Below are 21,649 nucleotides of genomic sequence, written 5' to 3' on the forward strand. Positions count from 1 at the left end.
TGGGTGCTTTTTTGCTCCGTTGTTCCTCACCTGTTGTTCTAGGGCTCATCCTGCTGTCAGGAGAGAACTCGCCCTGCGGGCTCAAACAGCTCTCCTGACGGGCGCAGGATTTCGCCAAGAACAACAACGGCTCAAAACAAAAGTCGCTGCAAAGCACCCACGGCAACTGCCGTTTTTAGGATTACGGCTGTGCACGCAACCGGAGAAAATCAGTGACTATATTCGCCGCCCGTTGGCGCATAATTTTCGAAGCGGGTATATTCACCGAAAAAGCTCATCCGCACGGTTCCGATGGGTCCATTGCGCTGCTTGCCGATAATGACTTCGGCGATGCCTTTTACCTCTTCATTATCCTTGTTGTACACCTCGTCCCGATACAAAAACAGGATCAGATCGGCGTCCTGCTCGATGGCCCCGGACTCGCGCAAGTCCGACATTTGTGGACGCTTTTCAGTGCGGTTTTCCAGACTGCGATTGAGCTGGGACAAGGCGATGACAGGAATGGACAACTCCTTGGCAAGGGCTTTCAATGAACGGCTGATTTCGGAAATTTCGGCCACCCGGTTATCGCCTCTACCCGGAACCTGCATGAGCTGCAGATAATCGACCACAATCAAATCCAGGCCCTGCTCGCGCTTCAGACGGCGTGCCCGGGAGCGCAGGTCGGCAGGAGACAGGGCAGCAGAATCATCGGCAAAAAGCGGGGCGGTGCCCAATTCGCCAATGGCATGGGCCAGTCTTGGCCAATCGTCATTTCCCAAAGTGCCGTTACGCAGACGGTGCTGATCTACTCGCCCCCGCGACGACAAGGCCCGCAAAACAATTTCGTCTGTAGGCATTTCCATGCTGAACACCAGCACATTTTTGCCTTCAACGCAGGCGACGTGCTCGGCCACATTCATGGCAAAAGACGTTTTTCCCATACTGGGACGACCTGCCACAATTACCAGTTGGCCCGGATGCAAACCCGAAGTTTTTTCATCCAGATCAGCAAAACCCGTAGCCAGACCGGTAACCCCTTTTTTGTCACGGGCGACCGCCTCAATACGATCAATTACGGCGGGCAAGGCTTCTTTCAGCTGCACAAAACCTTTACCTGCCCGCTGTTGCCCTTCTGCCAGTTGGAAAACCCGACTTTCGGCTTCATCCAGAAGCATACGCGCTTCGCGCCCATCAGGCCGGTAAGCCAACTCGGCAATTTCCCGGCCGACACGAATCAATTGGCGCAGGGTGGCCCGCTCACGCACAATGCGGGCATAAGCCAGCACATTGGCCGCAGAGGGCGTTTCATTGGCCAGCAAGAGCAAATACTGTACACCGCCGGCATCAGCGAGATGCTCATGATCCTGCAAGGTTTCTGACACCGTGACCGCATCCACGACGCGACCGGCATTGAGCATGTTACTGATCGTCTGAAATATCAGGCGATGCCGACGCTCATAAAAATCTTCTGCGGCGACCGCTTCCATGACCTGATCCGCAGATTCCGGGTCAATCAGTAACGCACCGATCACCGATTGTTCGGCCTCAATGGAATGCGGCGGAGCTTTCACCCCGCCGCCGTAGTCATCCTCTTCGTACAAGGTCGCGTCTCAGCGTGCCCGGTAATCAGGCCCGCTCGACAAAAACCATGACATCCAGCTCGACTTCAGGGTGCAGATGGATACGGGCGGGGAATTCACCAATCCGCTTGATGGGACCATCTACCAGACGAATTTCGGTATGCGCCACTTCATGACCCTGTGACTTGAGAGCAGCACTGATATCGTGCAAACCCACAGAACCGAACAGACGACCGTCTTCACCCGCCTGCAGGGCAATTTTCACGACGGCATCAGCCAGAGCGGCTGCACGCTGCTGGGCGGCCTGCAGGCGTTCCATTTCAACCTGCTCCAAAGCCGCCTTGCGCTCGGCAAATTCTTCCAGATTCCGTTGATTGGCCACTACTGCCTTGCCCTGGGGCACCAAAAAGTTACGGCCATAACCGGGTTTGACTTCGACAACATCACCCAGGCGACCCAGTTTGTTAATACGTTCCAGCAAAATCACTTTCATGTTCAATTCCTCCCAAAAATCCTTGCAAAACGTTCCTCAGGAACGTGGTCTCAATAGTCTTTGCCGCAGGTGAAACACCCTGTCCAGAATTCCCAGCACACTCAGTACCAGCAGCAACTGTGACAACAAAATCAGGGCAATATATAGTCCTAACAAGGCTATGGTGGGCCAGCCTTTGGCAGCAAACCACAAATGCACAAAGCTCAAGCCCTGCAGGAGGTACCAGGTCCCGACCAGCAGCGCCAGATTTTGCAGTGGCCAGGCCAATGCACCGTGGAGCAGACTAATGCCCAGCAGAGTTGCCACCACCAGCCAGATCAGCATACCCGGCAATTCCAGACTGCCATAAACGCGTTGCGGTCGATCCAGACCTTGATAACGCTCGTACCAACGACTGGCCAGCAATGCCGCAAGGGTCCATAGCAAAACCAAACCCGCTGCCATGATGCCCGGCAACAAGGGTGCCATGCGCAAAACTGCCGCCATCTGTACTTTACTGATCTCCTTGGTCAGGGGTTTCAGCATCTGCGTCATCTGGGTCTGCCAGAAATCTGGCCCGGCCCCCAGCGGGACTACCCACAACATCAGTACCAGAATCAGCAGAGACAAGCCAATCAGCACCCAGACCACACCACTCCACTGCGTATCCCAATGCAGCCCCTCACCCAACAGTCGCCCCGGCAACCAGGCCACCAGTGCAAATATCACCCCAAACCAGGGGTTAAAGGTAAAGAGCATACTGGCGATGCCGGCGATGACCAGCACTTCCAGACTTTCCTTGCGTCCTGCCTGTATAGTGACCAGTGCCACCAAAGCCACACAGTTCAAGAAGAGGGGCGCCGCCAGAAAGGGTACCAACCCGGCCAGACTGAACAGGACAGCAATACTTAAACCGGCTTGCCAGCGTCCGCTGAGAAACCAGCGCAGAACTCCGCCCTGTGGCTGCGCCGTCACCGCTCCGTCAGTGCCTTAGCGAACGACGTAAGGTAACAGGGCCAGAAAGCGCGCACGCTTGATAGCTGTGGTCAACTGCCGCTGATACAAATTACTGGTGCCTGTGATCCGGCTGGGGACAATTTTACCGGTCTCGCCCACATAAGCCTGCAGGGTTTTCAGATCCTTGTAGTCAATTTCCTTGACGCCTTCTGCCTTGAAACGACAGAACTTGCGACGCCGGGTAAAATTTCCACCGCCACGTTTATCACCGTCACCGTCCCGATCTCTATCCCGATTAAATGCCATCTTGTCCGCTCCTTGAATCAGGCCGTCTCAACGGCTTCATTATCACTGTGAATGGATTCGCTTTCGCCTTCTTCGCTGTCGGTTTCGACGCGTTCCCGACGATCATTTTCGTCACGGGCCAGAAAAGACGCTTCGGTTACGGCCTCTTCACGCACCAGAATCAGATGCCGCAATACCGCATCATTAAAGCGGAAAGCATCTTCCACTTCAGCCAGGGCAGCACCGCTGCATTCCACATTCATCAGCACATAATGAGCCTTATGGGCCTTTTTGATAGGATAAGCCAGTTGCCGACGACCCCAGTCCTCCAGGCGATGGAAATGACCGCCATCGCCTTCGATCATGCCGCGATAGCGTTCAATCATCTGGGGGACTTGTTCACTCTGATCAGGATGGACCAGAAACACGATTTCATAATGACGCAAACGTTGCTCCTTATGGTTCACTGCGGAGTCCGGACGCCCATCGCCCGAACAAGGAGTAAAAAATGGTGAGGGCGTATTCTAATACGCGACGCGGGAAAAACAAGAGCTTATCAGGATAATTCGGTGATTTCGCGCATACAGCGGGCACGCTCAGGGGCCGACAGGGGAATTCCGGCGGCTCCAGCAAGAGCGGCAAGCGTGTTGGTCCCGGTCTGCATTCCTTGATTTTGCAGGTGCTCAATGGCTGCATAGGCACCATTGGGATCATTGCAAACCAGGAGCAAATCCGCGCCCGCAGCCTGTGCCGCATCTACCCGTGCAGCCATGTCTCCCGCCACATGGGCACCCACCATACTCAAATCGTCACTGACAATAACACCTGTGAAACCCATTGCTCCACGCAACACGCCGTTAAGCCAACGCGAGGAAAACCCGGCGGGCTGCTCGGGGTCTATTTGCGGATACAGGCAATGGGCTGGCATGATCGCCGGAATGGCTGCCTGAATCATAGAACGGAAAGGCTGCAAGTCTTCCTCAATAGCGGCAAGTGGTCGATCATCGCGAGGCAAAGCCAGATGCGAATCGGCCGCCACAGCACCATGACCCGGAAAATGTTTGGCCACCCCCTGCAGACCGGAATCAGACATCCCCTGCCAAAGACGCGCTGCAATGGCACCCACCCAATCCGGGTTACGGTGAATGGCGCGATCACCGATCACCCGGGAAATCCCGCGATCCAGATCCACACAAGGCGTAAAACTGAAATCCACGCCAATTTCCCGCAATTCAGTGGCCAGCAGACGCCCCCAGTCATAAGCCAAAGATTGCGCCGCCTCCAGACCCAGAACTTCCGCCTTTTGGCCCAGCCTGGCCATGGGTGGAAAGCGTGTCACGCCCTTTTGGAGACGTTGCACCCGGCCACCTTCCTGGTCGATGCCAATCAGGAGTGGGGGACTGCGCAGCGCATGAATTTCCCGGCAAAGTGCCTGAACCTGTTGCGCATCTTCGCAGTTACGGGCGAACAGGATGACGCCACCCACCGCCGGCTGGCGAAGCCGCTCACACTCTTCAGGTGTTGGCCAAAGACCAGCAATATCCACCATCAAGGGACCACGCATGAGCAAGCGCGGTTCAGCGGAGTGGGGCATCCGGGCCGGTATCCACGATCGAATCGGCTTTTGCTGCAGAGGAGGCCTGAGCCGCTGCCTTACCCCCCTCCTTATCCACCTCCTCCTGCTGGACCAATTCCATATCCGGCGACATGGAAATCGGTAACTCAATACGCGGAGGCTGACTGGGAATACCGTGCACATGGACTGGAACAATCATCATACTGAAACCGTCATGCTGGAGGCGGTCCTGCACGATGAAACTGACTTCGTCATGGAGTAGACCATGGAAAGGCCCCTTACTCCGATTGTCAATCACCCGTCCCGCAAAAAAGATACTTTGTGGAAAGTAGCGAATAGCCACATCCGCCAGTTCTTCCATGGCCAGAATGCGGTCGGTGGAGTAGGTAGCAAACCAGGTGGCAGCCATCCCTTCATTACGACAGAAGGCCATATACTGATTGGCTTCTGCTTCCACATAAACCTTCAGGTCTTCAAGCGCCTTGATGCCTTTGAACTCACCCTGCCCGACAATACCGGCCAGCAAAAACACGTAATTTTTGACAAAGCCACCGACCATACGATGTGCCGTCAGCAAGGTATGCAAACCCAGGCCATCAAAGCGGCTCACAAAAAAGACTGCTGTTGCTCCCCGGGGGTCCAGGGGCAAATTGGGACCCGGTTCCAGATGTTCCGGCACCACGTCCAGCATGGTCTCATCCAGCTCAGCAGTAATTTTGCGGATACTTTTGTAGTGCCGATAAATCAGGTATCCAAGCCCCACTAAAATCGCCGTGACCAGCAGGGTAAACCAGCCACCAGCATCGAATTTTTCGAAAATGGTAATCGCCAGAATGGATGCAGTGACTATAAAACCGATAATGCTCATTGCAAGCCGGCCCTTCCAGCGCGGTTCATGGTGACGCTGGGTAAACCAGTGACGACTCAGCCCTGCCATGGTCAGCGTGAAGGTAATAAACACGTTGATACTGTAAAGCACCACCAGAACACTCACATGTCCGCCGGTAGCCAGTAAAATGGCCACCGCCGCAAAACCGACCAGCATTATGCCATTTCGTGATACAAAGCGATCCGACAAATAGGAAAAGCGTTCTGGAAGCCAGCGGTCTACCGCCATATTGGCCATGACAATGGGGGCGGTGATAATACCGTTATTAGCCGCAACAAATAGCAACATTCCTTCCGAAATTAGCGTAATTATCGTCGCCGTAGGACCGAAATGAATGCCGCCAATAGTCCAGTCGTTGGTGATGGCCGTGTAAAGGACGGCATTGAGGGTCTGCCCCTGATGTTCATGCACATGATACATGAGATAGAGAAATATCAGGCTTCCAGCCACCAGTGACAGGGAGGTGGCCAGCAGGGTCATAGTCCGCTGACCAGTCTGGATGCGCGGTTCGCGCATGATATGGACCCCGTTGGCCACGGCCTCCAGACCCGTATAGGTTCCACCACCCAGACTGAAGGCACGCATGATCAGTGCAGCAATGAATATCCAGCCATACAACTGGTTATCATGTTGGGCCCCAACTACCGTTTTGTGGGCAATACTCGGAAAATCGCCGACATGACTGACCAGACCAAAACCCAGCACGATGATATGCGTAATGATAAAAGCCATAAAAATGGGCAGGAGAATCTTGATGGACTCTTTCATGCCCCGCAAATTGCTTAAAATCAAAAAGAGGAGTACGGCTACATCAATCAGGATGCGCTCACTGTACCAGGAGGCGGGCAAACTGCTGAGTAATGTTTCGGTACCGGAGGCCACGGAAACGGCTGCGGTCAGAATGTAATCCACGATCAGGGCGGAACCGCTGACCAGACCGGCTATCGGACCGAGCAGCGTGGAAGCCGTATGATAACCACCGCCACCATCCGGGAATAAGGCAATGACCTGCTTATAACCCGCCGAGATGATGAACACTGAAACCGGAATACCAATGGCCAGGAAAACCGCGAGATACTCATGCCCCTTCAAGGCATAATAAATTTCCGGCGGGCCATAGGCGGATGAAGTCAAAGCATCTGAGCCAAGACCTACCCAGGCCAGAAAGGCAGCCAGAGACAAGCTTTCAAACAGTTTCGGGTTGAATACGTTTACGGCACGACGAAATCGGGGTAAGCGAATCCAGGCCATTCAGAACCTCCTCAACGGGGGAAATCAACAGGGGGCTGTAGCCCAATAAAAACAGGGAGCCCTGGAGTAGTTTCAGGGAAAAGAATGCATACATCCTCCGGGCTCATGCGAATACAGCCTGCCGAGACGGACTGACCGAGTCGAGCGGTATCGGCGGTGCCATGAATATAAATGTAGCGCCGGAATGTGTCGCAATACCCGCCGCGATTAACCCCGGATTCCATACCGGAAAGCCAGAGAATCCGCCCCAGTATCCAGTCCTGATGGCCGTTTTCGTCTGGATCCTTACTGGCATCATAGCAGTCTCCCGTCCAGCGGCGTCCGCGCAGAATGGCATTAGCTGGCAATCCCGCGCCAATTCTTGCCCTGACTTGATGCCAACCGCGTGGCGTACAGGCGCTGTTACGCCTTTCTCCAAGTCCGTTAAAGGCCGTTGAAATGGGATATCGCACTGTTTCGTGCGCGGCTTTCATAACCCGCAGGTTCTGAGTGGAAACATCCACCCAAAACCAGTTTACTGGCGTTTCATTTTTCAAAAAGGGCAATGGATTCGACATGGGCAGTATGTGGAAACATATTAATGACACCTGCTGCTTTCAAGTGATAACCACGCTCGTGCACCAGATATTCGGCATCCCGAGCCAGAGTCGCCGGATTACAGGAAACATAGACCAGACGCGACACCCCGGGAGTCAGGCTTTGTAACACTTCCATGGCGCCACTTCGGGGCGGATCAATCAGCATTTTGTCGATAGTTCCTGCCATCTGAAAGTCACTCATCCGCGCCTGGGTCAGATCAGCCACCTGATATCGGGCTTGCGCCGAGAGCCCATTGGAAGCAGCATTTTCCGAAGCCAGTGCCACCAACCGTGCATCGCCTTCAACGCCCAGCACATTCGCGCCCAAACGCGCCATGGGCAAGGTGAAGTTCCCTAAACCACAAAACAGATCAAGAATATGATCACCGGCCTGAGGACGGAGCAGAGCCATGGCACGACGCACGGTTACCTGATTGACAGACTGATTCACCTGAGTAAATACCAACGGATCAAAACGCATCCGCAGTTGATAATCCGGCAGTTCATAATGCAGGGCGGACGGTTGTTCGGGGATCAGCGGATGCAAAGTATCGGGACCGCGCGGCTGCAACCAGATTTGCAGGTCGTGATCCCGCCCGAATTGACGTAAATGCATGAGGTCACTGTCCGCCAGAGGACGCATATGCCGAAACACCAAAGCTACAGCGTCGGGGGTACAAGCTACTTCAATCTGGGGAAAATCCTGGGGAGACTGCATTTTGCCAATCAGGGCCCGCAGTTCCGGAATACGCTGGCCAACGCGGGGGTCGAGCACCAGACACTGATTCATATCGACCACGTAATTGCTACTGCGTTCTCGAAAACCCACAAGAGCACCACGGGTTTTGGGGGTCCGCACCGAAAGGCGGGCCTTGCTTCGATAAGCCAAACCCGGACCAAAAATGGGCGGGAGAATTCTCTGCGGACGCACTTTTCCAATGCGCCAGAGATTGTCCTCCAACTGCCGCTGCTTGATGGCTACCTGCGCGCTCACATCCAGATGCTGCAAACTGCAACCGCCGCACAATCCAAAATGAGGACAGGGGGGTGTTACCCGCAATGAAGAAGTTTTCAGGAGCGTGACCGTTTCGGCCCGTTCAAAAGTTTTGTGATTTTCAGTGCGCCGGGCCATGACCTCTTCGCCCGGCAGAGCGCCATCGACAAAAAGCACCTTGCCGTCCACCCGGGCAACACCCCGTCCTTCTGCATCCAGGCTTTCAATGTGTACCCGCTCAGGCACTGCATCACGAATAGGCTTAGGACGCGACATGCAGGTTCTCCGGCCACAAGTCCAGAAACTCGCGGATATGGGCTTCATCACGGCCCTGTAAATAGCTGCGCAACTGGTTCTGACACGTCTCATAAGCCAACTTGTCCAGATGCCCCCGGGTCAACTCAAAGCGCAAATGCAGCAGCGCAGTATTCAGAACGTCCACTTCGCAGTACTGGCGAATGGCTTGTTTTTCGCCCTGCTGATAATGATTCAGGACCTCCGCACCGCTCATGCCGAGTTTGCCCGGCAGCCCCAGCAACAGAGCCATGTCCTGCAAGCGCGCAACATTACGCGCCTGGTAAGCAGAAAGCACATCCATAAGATCCAAATGGCGCTCATGATAACGACTGGTGTAATTATTCCAGCGATAGTTGGGTTCGTTTTGCCCCTGTTCCCAGTACCGCGTTGCCGGAATGCCGTGCAAAAAAGCCCGATAGTGCAACACCGGTAAATCAAAGGCTGCACCATTCCAGGACACCAACTGTGGAGCGTGACGCTGAATCATCTGAAAAAAAGCATGCACTAGCGTCGCTTCCGGATCTTCAATTGCGCCAAAGCTGCTGAGTTTAACCTGATCGCCCTGCCACCAAAGCGCAGAAATGGCGACCACCTGATGCAGATAAGGGCGTAAAAACTCGCTGGCACCCTGAGTTTCAATTCGGCGTTGATGCTGCAGCAATTCGGCCACTCCTGCATCATCGGCAAGATCAATACCATGCAGGCGCCGACCTCCGGAAATATCCGGAATCGTTTCGATATCAAAAACCAGAATATTCTGCAAAATGGTGTTTATTTCTTCTGCCACTGACCGCTGGCGTTCTGATACCAGTATCCTGCAGGGGCCTTGCTGATCCAGGTCTGGGCAAAAGTCTGTTGAATTTGCCCTTCCCAATCAGGATGACCATTGGCATTGGCGATTTGTTGGTAAAGATTCTGCAAGGCACTGTTATTACTACTAACCAGGCCACTGAGGCCGGCGCGGGCCTGCAAAGGCACTGCCGAAGCATCATGGATGGCAACCAACCCGTTGGCCGTCCAGCCGACGGCACCGCTGTCAAAATAGGGGCGCATCTGCGCGGCAATAGATTCCAGCTGGGCCCGTGCGGCCTGCACCCCGGGACTGGAAGCATTCAGATCGGCTGCCGCCTCGGCTGGTGTACTCAATGCTGAAAAGCTCGTCGCCAGAAGATAACCGGCCACATGAGCCGGTGTCAGACGCTCAAAAGCACTGGGGGCTGGTGCAGCGGCGGGCGCAGCAGGAGCCACCTGAGCAGGCGCCGAAAGAGTGGGCGCTGTGGGCGTCGAAACGGCGCCATGGGCTGCTGCCTTGTACACTTCACCCACCACCTGATCAGCAAGACGTTTGGCAGCAGCTGCCGGAAAATAAATATTTACCGTGACGCAAGCCGAAAGCCCCATCAGCATGCCCAGCATCAGCAGTGCCTGCCAGGTTCGGTTTTTCAGCAAAGCTTGCTTCATCATTCTGTCTATTCTCCTGTGTGCATCTGCGGCCCGGTTTCCATGGCCGTTTTCAGTCTTGCCAGCAACTCATCCCAACTCACCCGGCGATTGTACCCCACTATATCCACCCTGGGCAGTCCTTGTCCCTGCAAAATGACAAAGCCACCATTTTCCGGATGGACGCCGGAAAGTTCTGCCACGCCATTAGATAGATCAACGCCCATCCCCAGATGACTGTAACTGAAGGTATTGAACATCCGCAAAAACATGCCCTGGAAGAAGCCGCTGATCCCGTCTCCCCCGCCCAGTTTGGTAATACTCTGAACCGCCTGATAACTGATTTTTTGGGGAACCCCAGGCGTCTTGACGGTTTCAAAATGTCCCTGAAAAGCTTCTGGAGACCAGTTCAACAAGTACAGATTGCGGAGATTTCCATCCAAAACCCCGCTGATATACCCAAAATGAAAAGCGTCCGTGAGCGGCTTCAATTGCAAGCCCTGAACGGACACGTTAGCCCGCAACAACGGCATCACGCCCAGGAAATTCTGCACCTGCAGGTCACTTACCCGCAGCTTGCCGCCAAAAATACCTGCACTTAACTCTCCGCTGGTCTGTATTGTCCCGGCGTGATACGTCAAGCGCGGAATGGAAGCCTCAATCGTGCCGGTGAAGGGCGGCCAGTGCATAATCTGCGTCAGGGATTTCATGCTCACCCCCTGCAAGTTACCCTGCATTGAAAAACCGGAATGGGGTCCCCTCCAATGACCGGAAAGCTCCTGAAAATGCAACACCCCACCTAGAAGGTGGAGATCCACCGGTTGTTGCAGGGCAAATCCTCCAGGATGCAACGCCACTCGCACGGCCAGCGGACCCAGAGGAATATGGTATAAAGTGGCACTTTGCCATTTAAAAACCGCCTTTTCCACAGGTACATTGGCATCCCAGGCGCCATGACTGAAGACGCCTGCCAGGCTCGTTTGTTGAGTAGAAAAATCACCGTGCTGTAAATCCCAATGCACAGAACGCAAAGCCGGGTTTCCCGCCACCGAAAAATGCAAATGACCCGCCAGCAAAGCCTGTGCTGCAAAACTGCTGGCTGGCAATAACGGTTTAATCCAGGTCGTAAAAAGGGGTGCCAAGGCGACATCTGCATCCTGCAAATGCCAGTCCAGCTTACTCCCCTGAACGGGTTCACTGACGGCAAATTTTGCAGTTCCCAGATTCGGCCAATTTATCTGACCCCGCTCCAGATGCCAGCTTTTTGCCGACTGGCGCCAGCGACTCTCCATGACGACCGGTCGCACCGGCGCCGCCCAGTACCAGGGACTCCATAAAATGCCCCCCTCGTCCCAACGCAGCTGAACGTGTCCCTGCCAGTGTCCTTGCAGATGCCCATCACCCGACAATTGTGCGGCGACATTCTGGGCTGCCTGCAACCCATCGGGACTACTGAACTGCCCTTTGTGCAGTTGCGCCCTGAAATGAACTGCAGAAATATGTGACCAACTAGCACCCGAAGAATGCATCTGCCAAGCGAGTTCTCCGCCACTTTGCCAGTGGGCCGGGAGCAGATGCAGGGCGGAAACCCAATCGCTTAAAGCGACTTCTCCCTGGGTCTGTAATTGCCAGCGACCTGAAGCCGCACTGCGCGCAAGCAGGGTCAGCTTGCCCAATTTTGCCCCCTCCAGTAGAAAGTGCAGACTGCCCAGCCCCCCGGAACGCAGCACCTGAAAACGTCCGGTACCTTGCAAAGCTCCCCAGGGACTTCCCGAAATCGCCAGGTGCAAGGCTGAACACGACCAACCCTGCTGGGTCTGCAGGACACAGTTACCCTGTATGGCTTGCCAGGGACGTTGTTTGCCAATCTGCAAGGTTCCGGCCAGGAATTCCAGACTGGCATTTTTCCGCGCATGCGCCCGCAGCACGACCTTCAGATGCTGCGCTTGCCAGGCGGCGCCCTGAACCCGTGCCGCCGTGATTTCCAGCGTTTGCGCCCATGCCGGACCGGATAGCAAAAATCCCGCACAAAAAAATATAAGCCAATACCTGAGTCTGAACCCGGTGGTCTTTGGCAGGCGCAAGGGCTTAGAATCCTGCATAAGCACTCAGGCCGGAAAAACGCCTGTACTCAGGTAGCGATCACCGCGATCGCAGATAATCGCCACCAAGACCCCAGACTCCAGGGTTTGAGCAACACGCAGCGCGGCGGCCACCGCGCCTCCAGAAGATATTCCGGCCAGTACCCCTTCATCGCGCGCCAGACGCCGGGTCATGTCCTCGGCTTCCTCCTGGGTCACGTCTTCTATCTGGCTGACCATCTCCCGATGGTAGATTTTTGGCAAATAGGCTTCCGGCCAACGGCGAATACCAGGAATTTTAGCTCCTTCAGCAGGTTGTACGCCGACAATCTGAATATCCGGAGAGACCATCCGCAAGTAGCGGGAGGTACCCATGATCGTCCCGGTGGTACCCATGGAGGATACAAAATGGGTGATGCTGCCGCGTGTATCCCGCCAGATTTCCGGCCCTGTACTGAGATAATGGGCTTCCGGGTTATCGGGATTGGAAAACTGGTCAAGCATGAAGCCTTCTCCGGCGGCCACCATTTGCCGGGCCAAATCAATAGACCCTTCAATACTGCGTTCAGCTGGCGTCAAAATGACCTCAGCGCCATAGGCCCGCATCACCTGACGCCGCTCGATGCTCATGTTTTCCGGCATAATCAGGGTCATCGGGATCTTCCGCACCGAAGCCGCCATGGCCAGAGCAATGCCGGTATTGCCGCTGGTGGGTTCAATCAATCGGGTGGAAGTCGTGATGGTGCCGCGCTCCAGAGCCCGCCGGATCATGTTCATGGCTGGGCGGTCCTTGACGGAACCTGCCGGATTATTCCCCTCCAGCTTGCCAAAAATATGGACACCCGCTCTGGGTGTCAAACTCCTGAATTCGCAAAGCGGGGTATTCCCCACCCAATCTTCCAATCCGCCCATATGCTTCTCCTTGCCTGAACATGACGCCATCATAGACCCAAGCCCTAAACCGGGGCTATCCTGAACCCCCTTCAAGTCGGGATTGGAATCCTTGGAATGGAAAACAACCACACAGAAAGTCACGAGAAAAACACGGGTTGGCTGCGTGCTGGCGTGCTGGGTGCAAACGATGGTCTCCTTTCTACTGCAGGACTGCTCAGTGGAGTCATTGCGGGTCAGGCCAATCATGATCAGATTCTGCTGGCCGGAGTTGCCGCCTTGTTATCCGGAGCGCTGTCCATGGCTGCCGGTGAATATGTTTCCGTCAGCTCTCAGCGCGACAGCCAGAAAGCGCAGCTGCGGCAGGAAGCCCATGAGATAAAGCAAAATCCTGAACTGGAACAACTCGAACTTTGTCGAATTTATATGGACCGGGGCCTGGATGAAGCTCTGGCACGGCAAGTTTCTTTTCAATTGATGCAGCGTGATCCTCTTGAAGCGCATGCGCGGGAAGAGTTGGGCCTGACTGAAGTCGCTGAAGCGCGCCCTGTTCAGGCGGCATTAGCCTCCGCTGTTTCTTTTGTGAGCGGCGCGGTACCGCCGGTTCTGATCGGCGCTTTTGTCCCGCACGCCTATGCGCTACCCATGCTCTTTGTAAGCACATTGATTCTTTTAGTCATACTGGGGGTCATCTCTGCCAAACTGGGTGGATCAAACCCTTTGAAGGGTGCCTTGAGAATCCTGTTTTGGGGCACAGTCGCACTCGCCTTTACGGCACTGATCGGTCACCTTCTCGGTCAGGCTATCGGCTAGGACTATTTTTCGGAGGTATTCAGCATGCTGGAAGAAAACTCACTACCAAGATGGCATATTTATCCAGACCAGGAACAGATCAGTACCCATCTTGCGGCGGCCATCACCCGCATGGCGGCCGAGGCCATCGCCCTGCGCGGTGCTTTTCACTTGGTGGTAGCGGGAGGCAATACGCCACGTGCCACTTATGCCCGGCTGCCGTCCATGGGCCGCGACTGGCAACGCTGGCATATTTATCATGGCGATGAGCGCTGCCTGCCACCCGAAGATCCCGAACGTAATAGTCTGATGCTTGCACAAACCTGGTTGTCCCAGGTACCCATTCCAGGCGCCCAGATTCATACCATACCCGCCGAAGCGGGAGCCAGTGAAGCGGCCCGCCGCTATGCTGCCATTCTGCCCGCACAACGTTTTGATTTGGTTCTTTTGGGTTTGGGGGAGGATGGACATACGGCCAGTTTGTTTCCCGGACATGACTGGGGACAGGAAAAAAGCAGTTCTCCCACCCTCAGTATTCTGGATGCTGCTAAAGCCCCCCCGCAGAGAGTCAGCCTCAGCGCCTGGCGACTGCGCCACACGCACGCCCTGTTTTTTCTGGCCTGCGGCTCAGGAAAGCAGGACGCCATCGCTTCCTGGTTACGCGGTGAAAACATTCCTGCAGCGGTGGTGGGTCGTGGCGCTGATGTTTGGCTGGATAAGGCTGCGTGGCCGGAAAGTCTGCCCAAGTAGTTTACTCTATACGAACCTCACTATAGGCGTGGTCAATCCGCCGCAGCCGTTTTCTGCGACTGCTTAACCATAGAAAGCGCCGTACCCACCAAAGCGCCAATATTGCCGAGATCGGAAGGAATCACCAGGCTGGTACTGCTCTTGGCCAAATATCCCCACTTTTCGATGTAGTCCTTGGCGAGCTGCATTTGCAGGGCTTCGTAGCCTCCGGGTTCACGAGCAGCCGAACCAATAACCCGGATGGCTTCGGCGGTAGCCTCGGCAACCAGTTGAATGGCCTTGGCTTCACCTTCAGCACGCAATACTTCCGCCTGTTTGCGGCCATCTGCCACATTGATGTCCTGTTGCCGCTGACCTTCAGAAGTGTTGATTTGCTGTTGTCTTTGACCTTCGGATTTAGCAATCAGGGCGCGCTTTTCCCGCTCTGCGGTAATCTGCAGTTCCATGGCGCGGATGATTTCCTGGGGTGGGGTGATGTCCCGTATTTCGTAGCGGAGCACCTTGACGCCCCAGTTCAGGGCCGCTTCATCCACCGAAGCCGCCACCGCCGTATTGAGCAGCTGCCGGGAAGACAGGGCTGCATCCAGATGCAACTTGCCGATTTCTGAACGCATGGTGGTTTGTGCCAACTGGATGACGGCAGTAAAGGGGTTGCTCGAACCATAAGCCGCCTTGACGGAATCCGTAATTTGCAAATAGAGAATCCCGTCTACCGTCATGGTGGTGTTATCAAAGGAAATACAGGCCTGCGCCGGCACTTCCATGGGTACTTCGCGCATATCAAAACGAAAGGCCACACGGTCCAGAAAAGGAATAATAAAATTCAGGCCAGGCTCCAGAACTGCGTGATATTTACCAAGTCTTTCAACCACCCAGGCACGCTGCTGGGGAACCACCCGGATGGTGGTGCGTAAAATCAGAAAAGCCGCGACTATAACAATCAGGATGATGATGAGGGAGGACATAAAGACTCCTTGTCGGAGGGTTGCCGGGGTAGCACCCCTAAATGTAGCAGGTTATCGGTCTTGCCCACGATCACGGCGCGATCACCGGCACAGGGGGCCGGGCCATCATCTACCACCGCCATCCATTCGCTGCCCCGGTAACGCACCGTATAATGTTCATTCTGGTCAGGACCACGAATCACATCCACGCCCTGACCCAAATCAAAATCCGTCAGTCCCTGAGATTTTCCGGCGAGGCGGTGGCGCAGCCACATTCCGGCAGGCAACAACACCAGACAGAAGCCCAGAAACACCCAGTGCAAAACCGCGCCAGGCAGCACCAACCCGGTAATGGCGGTAAACAAGGCGGCTAGAGCCACCGCCGCCAGATAAAAAGTTCCGGTGAACAATTCGAATATTCCCGCTGCGAAAGCAATAATGACATAAATATAAAGCATGCTAATCACCCACGCCGGGAGTCATTCTCCTCAGTCCATTTGCAAAAACAGTGCTGCCAGGGGCGGCAGAGTCAATTCCAGTGAACAGGGTAATCCCATCCAGCTCCGCGCTTCGGCAAACAGCGGAAGGTTACCCACATTACTGCCCTGATACGCCGCTGCATCACTATTGAAAATTTCCCGGTAACGCCCGGACTCTGGAACGCCGATACGATAATTTTTGCGCAGTACCGGGGTAAAATTGAACACGGCCAGAATAAAAGCACCGTTGCGATCGCGGCGCAGAAAGCTGAGTATAGACTGGTCTGCGTCATGACAATCCACCCAGGCAAAACCCTCCGGGGCAAAATCCAGGTCATAAAAAGCTGGCAGGTCGCGGTACAGGTGCCCGAGATCCCGACTCAGCCACTGTATCCCCTGATGCCAGGGTATTTGCAGCAAATCCCAGTCCAGGGCCTGCCCACAATTCCACTCCGTTCCCTGAGCAAATTCATTGCCCATGAAATTCAGTTTTTTACCCGGATGAGCACACTGATAACTGAGCAGCAGACGTAAATTAGCAAAACGCTGCCAGGTGTCGCCAGGCATTTTATCCAGCAAAGAGTATTTTCCATGCACCACCTCGTCATGAGAGAGGGGCAGTACAAAATTTTCTGCGTACGCATATAGCTGACTGAAGGTCAGATCATTCTGATGAAAACGCCGATAAACCGGATCCTGCTGCATGTAGGACAGGGTGTCATTCATCCAGCCCATATTCCATTTCATGGAAAAACCCAACCCGCCTACATAGGTAGGGCGGGAGACCATGGGCCAGGAGGTCGATTCTTCGGCAATGGTCAAAATACCCGGATAGCGCTCATTGAGCACCACATTCATTTCCCGGAGAAAATCAATGGCTTCAAGGTTCTCCCTGCCTCCATACTGGTTGGGAATCCATTCCCCCTCGTTTCGGGAATAATCCCGGTAAAGCAGGGAAGCAACCGCATCTACCCGCAGGCCATCAATATGAAAACTGTCCGCCCAATAGCAGGCATTAGCCAACAGAAAATTGCGCACTTCGTTGCGGCCAAAATTGAAAATATAAGTTCCCCAGTCACGGTGTTCACCTTCACGGGGGTCTGCATATTCATATAAAGCGGTGCCATCAAAACGAGCCAGTCCCCAGTCATCCTTGGGGAAATGCCCCGGCACCCAATCCAGCAGCACGCCAATACCGGCCTGATGAAAAGCATCTATAAAGGCTCGAAAACCATCCGGGTTCCCGAAGCGGCTGGTCGGTGCATAATAACCGCTGACCTGATACCCCCAGGATTCGTCCAGAGGATGCTCCATCACCGGCATCAGTTCGATATGGGTGTAACCCATGTTCTGCACATAGCGCAGCAGACGTTCGGCAAGCTCGGCATAGCCCAGAAAGTCCCCTTTCTCGTCGCGCTGCCAGGATCCTAAATGCACTTCGTAAATATTCATGGGGGCATGCTGCCAGTCGGCCTGCGTCCGCGCAGTCATCCAGTCCTGATCCTTCCAGACATGCTGACTATCCACTACCCGGGCTGCAGTACTTGGACGTCTTTCAAAAGCATTGGCATAAGGATCGGTTTTCACAAAAACCGCGCCGGACTCCCGGTGGCGGAGCTCAAACTTGTAGATTTCACCCAATTCCAGTCCGGGAATGAACAATTCCCAGAGGCCACTCATTCCCCGGACCCGCATCGGGTGATAACGACCATCCCAGTGATTAAAATCGCCAACGACACTGACCCGCTCCGCATTGGGTGCCCAAACGGTAAACAAAACGCCTTCGACACCTTCATGATAACGACGATGGGCACCCAGATGTCGATAGGCTTCATATAATCGGCCTTCACTGAACAAATAAACTTCCAGATCGCCCAGTACCGGACTGAACACGTAGGGATCATAAGCTTCGTGTGTGCCCAGGGAATCCTGCCAGCGGTAACAATAGGGGGTGGGCAGGCTATCTCCGGTATGAATAAAAATCCCGTCGGGATGCTGCATGGTCATCAGCACCCATCCCTGCGGGGTTTGCAGCTCTACCTGAGCGGCCCCTGGCAGAAAAACGCGCTGCACAGCTTGATTGTCGTTACCGATCCGGTGCTGCCCCAACCAGGCGAAGGGATCGTGATGACGGGCCTCGCGAATGGCTATTTCATCATGATTCCAATCTTCGCCATGATTTTTTTTTGGTAATTTCGTCACCACAATCTCCTTTTCATCATTGTGATTGAGGAGCCACTCCCACTAAGAGCATAACACATCGCCGGAAAAGACCATTGTCCCCTTTGAGTGCTTGCCGACATCCTCCAAGTTCAGTACCTTTAAACCGAAAGCACGGGGGAATCCTGTCTATACTCCAGGTCAGGTGTAATACCAGTGCCCGACAAGGAGAAGAGCATGTCCGAAGAAAACCAGAGTGGCCCCAGCAATTCCCCGCGCTTTGTCAGTAACCTGACCAAAAATACCCTCGCCCTGGTCCTGGCGGGTGGTCGTGGTAGTCGCCTCGGACCATTGACCGACTGGCGCGCCAAGCCCGCCGTGCCTTTCGGGGGCAAATTCCGCATCGTTGATTTTTGTTTATCCAACTGCATGAACTCCGGCATTCGCCGTATTGGTGTGCTGACCCAGTACAAAGCGCACAGCTTGATTCGTCACATTCAGCTGGGCTGGGGATTCCTGAGAGGCGAGTTCAGCGAGTTTATTGAAATCCTCCCTGCCCAACAGCGCATGAATACCGGCTGGTACAAGGGAACCGCAGACGCCATTTTTCAGAATATTGACATTTTGCGTGCCCATCGACCGCGTTACGTGATTGTTCTCGCTGGTGACCATATTTACAAAATGGACTATGGTCAGATGCTCGCCGAGCATGTGCAAAGTCAGGCAGATATGAGCGTCGCCTGCATTGAGGTCCCTTTGGAAGAAGCCAAAGGTTTTGGGGTCATGACCGTCAACCACGAAGATCGGGTGACCGGTTTCACCGAAAAACCCAGCGATCCCACACCCACACCCAACAACCCCGACCGTGCGCTTGCGAGCATGGGTATTTATGTTTTCAACACGGATTTTTTGTATGAACAGCTCATCCGCGATGCGGACAGTCGCGAGTCCAGCCATGATTTTGGCAACGATCTGATCCCCTACATGGTGTCACGCTATCGGGTCATGGCTCACCGCTTCCGTAACAGCTGTATTTCCAGCAATGAAGGCAAGGCCAGTCGTTGCTACTGGCGGGATGTCGGTACGGTTGACGCCTATTGGGCTGCCAACATTGATCTGGTGCATGTAACCCCGGATCTGGATTTATACGACAGCCGCTGGCCCATCTGGACGTATCAGGAACAACTCCCGCCTGCCAAATTTGTCTTTGACGACGAAGGAAGACGTGGCATGGCCCTGGACAGTATTGTCTCGGGGGGTTGTATCATCAGTGGGGCTACGGTCCGTCGTTCTCTGCTGTTTTCCAATGTCCGGGTCAATGATGGCCACACCCTCATCGAAGATTCGGTGATTTTGCCCAACGTGCGCATGGGCGAAGGGGCTCGCCTGCGTAAAGTCGTCGTCGACAAGGGTACTATCATCCCTGACGGCCTGGTGGTGGGCGAAGATCCTGCCGAAGACGCCCGCCGCTTTTATCGAACGCCCAATGGCGTCACCTTGATTACTCCGGAGTTACTAGGTCAGCAACTACATTTTGTGAGGTGACCTTATGCCCCCCGCACGCGCACTTCATGTCATTTTCTGCTGGCATATGCACCAGCCCGATTATCGCAATGCAGATGGGCAATACGCATTGCCCTGGACTTACCTGCACGCCTGCAAAGATTATGCAGACATGATCGCGCATTATGAGGAAAACCCCATGGCTCGGGGTGTGTTCAACTGCGTGCCTATTCTGGTTGAGCAAATTGAAGATTACACCAGTCAATTTGAAAGCGGGCATTTTCGCGACCCTCTACTCATCGCCCTGTCCAGCCCTGATCTAAAAAGCCTGAACAACGAGCAACGTCATCACCTCATGGAGCAATGTTTTCGTCTGGATCCGGAACATATGCTGAATCCCTTTCCCGGATACCGCCGGCTGCATGAAATCTATACCATCATGCACAGTGATCCGGCGGAACTTTCTGACTATTTGTCCATTCAGTTTCTGGCCGATCTGCTGGTCTGGTATCACCTGGCCTGGACTGGTGAAACGGTGCGACGCGGCAGCCCACTCATTCAGAAGTTGATGGACAAGGGACACGGTTTCACGCTCGCAGACCGGCAGGATTTACTGCACTTTCTCGGTGAGCTGATCGGCGGACTGATTCCCCGTTACCGCGCCCTGGCAGAAGCAGGACGTATCGAAATATCCACCACCCCCTACTACCACCCCATTGGCCCCCTGATGCTGGACTTTGCTGCCGCCCGGGAAGCCGTCCCTGACGCGCCATTGCCCGAATCCCCTGAGTACCCCGGCGGGGCCGAGCGTGCGCGCTGGCATATTAAACGCGCTCAGACTTATCATCCGCAACATTTCGGCATTGCCGCCCGGGGCATGTGGCCAGCAGAGGGGGGGGTGTCTGCCGCCTTCGTCAAAATGCTGGGTGAGGCTCAAGTGACCTGGACGGCTTCGGGAGAAGGCGTACTCACGCATAGCCTGTTGCGCAGCGATGACGATTCGGCACCACGCGGTCGGGCCGAATATTTATACAAGGCTTATCGCCTCGAAAATCAGGGACCGGCGCTGTTTTTTCGGGATGACGCGCTCTCTGACACCATCGGTTTTGACTATAAAACCTGGTTTGGCCACGATGCAGTCATCGATTTCGTGCATAAGCTCGAAGCCATCTGGCGCCAGACGGAAGATCAGGATCATCCCGTTGTCAGCATTATTCTTGATGGAGAAAATGCCTGGGAATACTACCCCTACAATGGCTACTATTTTCTTTCCGAGCTCTACCGGTCCCTTTCCAATCATCCCCATATCAAAATGTGTACCTTCAGCGACTATGTCCAAGACCATCCGGAAGCCATCAAAAGCATTCCGGATCTTGCCGCCGGGAGTTGGGTCTATGGCAATTTCAGCACCTGGATTGGCGATGGAGCCAAAAACCGGGCCTGGGATATGCTCTGCACCGCCAAGCAGGATGTTGACCAGCATTTTGCCGGACTCACCCCCGAACTGCAGGAAGAAATCACTGAACAATTAGGTCGTTGTGAGGGCTCGGACTGGTTCTGGTGGTTCGGAGATTACAATCCTGCCGATTCGGTCAGGGATTTTGATCACCTGTTCAGGATGAACCTGCGCAAACTTTATAACCTGATGCAAATTTCTCCTCCAGAAACTCTCAACGAACCCATCAGTCATGGTGGGGGACCCACCGAATCTGGAGGTACCATGCGCCGCACCCATATGGAAGGATAAG

General features: G+C 54.6%; 20 protein-coding genes. 4 read left to right on the forward strand and 16 right to left on the reverse strand.

The window, feature by feature from the left end:
• Positions 1-209: 209 nt before the first annotated feature.
• From dnaB to cysM, 13 genes are all read right to left on the reverse strand, one after another.
• Positions 210-1,583, reverse strand: a complete 1,374-nt coding sequence (gene dnaB, locus GCD22_RS15940) for a replicative DNA helicase (RefSeq protein ID WP_010637683.1) — start codon at positions 1,581-1,583, stop codon at positions 210-212.
• 25 nt (positions 1,584-1,608) lie between these two features.
• Positions 1,609-2,055, reverse strand: a complete 447-nt coding sequence (gene rplI, locus GCD22_RS15945) for a 50S ribosomal protein L9 (protein WP_010637682.1) — start codon at positions 2,053-2,055, stop codon at positions 1,609-1,611.
• 36 nt (positions 2,056-2,091) lie between these two features.
• Positions 2,092-3,009 carry a DUF2232 domain-containing protein gene (locus GCD22_RS15950; RefSeq protein WP_031571729.1) on the reverse strand — a complete coding sequence of 306 codons (918 nt, stop codon included), beginning with the start codon at positions 3,007-3,009 and terminating at the stop codon, positions 2,092-2,094.
• Between the two features lie 15 nt (positions 3,010-3,024).
• Complete coding sequence (rpsR, locus tag GCD22_RS15955; protein ID WP_010637680.1) at positions 3,025-3,297, reverse strand: 30S ribosomal protein S18; 273 nt, start codon at positions 3,295-3,297, stop codon at positions 3,025-3,027.
• 17 nt (positions 3,298-3,314) lie between these two features.
• Positions 3,315-3,722, reverse strand: coding sequence for a 30S ribosomal protein S6 (gene rpsF, locus GCD22_RS15960; protein WP_010637678.1), 408 nt, complete (start codon positions 3,720-3,722; stop codon positions 3,315-3,317).
• Positions 3,723-3,832: 110 nt separating this feature from the next.
• Positions 3,833-4,870: a beta-N-acetylhexosaminidase gene (gene nagZ, locus GCD22_RS15965; protein WP_031571732.1), complete on the reverse strand. Its 1,038-nt coding sequence runs from the start codon at positions 4,868-4,870 to the stop codon at positions 3,833-3,835.
• Complete coding sequence (locus GCD22_RS15970; protein ID WP_031571734.1) at positions 4,854-6,992, reverse strand: APC family permease; 2,139 nt, start codon at positions 6,990-6,992, stop codon at positions 4,854-4,856. The genes nagZ and GCD22_RS15970 overlap by 17 nt, the downstream gene beginning before the upstream one ends.
• A gap of 11 nt (positions 6,993-7,003) precedes the next feature.
• The gene (locus tag GCD22_RS15975; protein ID WP_031571735.1) at positions 7,004-7,549 is read right to left on the reverse strand and encodes a L,D-transpeptidase; all 546 of its coding nucleotides are present in this window, start codon (positions 7,547-7,549) and stop codon (positions 7,004-7,006) included.
• Positions 7,518-8,840 carry a 23S rRNA (uracil(1939)-C(5))-methyltransferase RlmD gene (gene rlmD, locus GCD22_RS15980; RefSeq protein ID WP_031571737.1) on the reverse strand — a complete coding sequence of 441 codons (1,323 nt, stop codon included), beginning with the start codon at positions 8,838-8,840 and terminating at the stop codon, positions 7,518-7,520. The genes GCD22_RS15975 and rlmD overlap by 32 nt, the downstream gene beginning before the upstream one ends.
• Positions 8,827-9,648 (reverse strand): 3'-5' exonuclease, encoded by an 822-nt coding sequence (locus GCD22_RS15985; RefSeq protein ID WP_081577622.1) that lies wholly within the window; start codon positions 9,646-9,648, stop codon positions 8,827-8,829. The genes rlmD and GCD22_RS15985 overlap by 14 nt, the downstream gene beginning before the upstream one ends.
• Positions 9,633-10,325: a DUF1318 domain-containing protein gene (locus GCD22_RS15990; protein WP_010637668.1), complete on the reverse strand. Its 693-nt coding sequence runs from the start codon at positions 10,323-10,325 to the stop codon at positions 9,633-9,635. Before GCD22_RS15990 ends, GCD22_RS15985 begins: the two co-directional genes overlap by 16 nt.
• A gap of 5 nt (positions 10,326-10,330) precedes the next feature.
• On the reverse strand, positions 10,331-12,319 hold the full coding sequence (locus GCD22_RS15995; RefSeq protein WP_226852276.1) for a hypothetical protein: 1,989 nt from the start codon (positions 12,317-12,319) through the stop codon (positions 10,331-10,333).
• 90 nt (positions 12,320-12,409) lie between these two features.
• Positions 12,410-13,294, reverse strand: a complete 885-nt coding sequence (cysM, locus tag GCD22_RS16000; RefSeq protein WP_031571745.1) for a cysteine synthase CysM — start codon at positions 13,292-13,294, stop codon at positions 12,410-12,412.
• A 96-nt stretch (positions 13,295-13,390) separates the two neighbouring features.
• On the opposite strand from cysM, the gene GCD22_RS16005 reads away from it, so the two are divergent.
• On the forward strand, positions 13,391-14,086 hold the full coding sequence (locus GCD22_RS16005; protein ID WP_010637662.1) for a VIT1/CCC1 transporter family protein: 696 nt from the start codon (positions 13,391-13,393) through the stop codon (positions 14,084-14,086).
• Between the two features lie 24 nt (positions 14,087-14,110).
• On the forward strand, positions 14,111-14,815 hold the full coding sequence (pgl, locus tag GCD22_RS16010; RefSeq protein ID WP_031571747.1) for a 6-phosphogluconolactonase: 705 nt from the start codon (positions 14,111-14,113) through the stop codon (positions 14,813-14,815).
• Positions 14,816-14,847: 32 nt separating this feature from the next.
• Here the strand turns inward: pgl and GCD22_RS16015 are convergent, their stop codons facing one another.
• From GCD22_RS16015 to glgB, 3 genes are read right to left on the reverse strand one after another with little or no spacing between them, the layout of a single operon-like run.
• Entirely contained in the window at positions 14,848-15,780 is a 933-nt protein-coding gene (locus GCD22_RS16015) for an SPFH domain-containing protein (protein WP_010637659.1), read from the reverse strand.
• A complete protein-coding gene (locus tag GCD22_RS16020; RefSeq protein ID WP_031571749.1) occupies positions 15,756-16,217 on the reverse strand; it encodes an NfeD family protein in 462 nt (153 codons plus the stop codon). The genes GCD22_RS16015 and GCD22_RS16020 overlap by 25 nt, the downstream gene beginning before the upstream one ends.
• A 30-nt stretch (positions 16,218-16,247) precedes the next feature.
• Complete coding sequence (gene glgB, locus GCD22_RS16025) at positions 16,248-18,440, reverse strand: 1,4-alpha-glucan branching protein GlgB (protein WP_031571750.1); 2,193 nt, start codon at positions 18,438-18,440, stop codon at positions 16,248-16,250.
• Positions 18,441-18,635: 195 nt separating this feature from the next.
• On the opposite strand from glgB, the gene glgC reads away from it, so the two are divergent.
• Together glgC and GCD22_RS16035 are read left to right on the forward strand one after the other, a co-directional pair.
• Positions 18,636-19,943 carry a glucose-1-phosphate adenylyltransferase gene (gene glgC / locus GCD22_RS16030; RefSeq protein ID WP_031571752.1) on the forward strand — a complete coding sequence of 436 codons (1,308 nt, stop codon included), beginning with the start codon at positions 18,636-18,638 and terminating at the stop codon, positions 19,941-19,943.
• A 4-nt stretch (positions 19,944-19,947) separates the two neighbouring features.
• Entirely contained in the window at positions 19,948-21,648 is a 1,701-nt protein-coding gene (locus tag GCD22_RS16035) for a glycoside hydrolase family 57 protein (protein ID WP_031571754.1), read from the forward strand.
• The last annotated feature ends 1 nt before the right edge of the window (position 21,649 follow it).

The sequence above is a fragment of the Acidithiobacillus thiooxidans ATCC 19377 genome, assembly GCF_009662475.1.
GTDB lineage: Bacteria > Pseudomonadota > Gammaproteobacteria > Acidithiobacillales > Acidithiobacillaceae > Acidithiobacillus > Acidithiobacillus thiooxidans.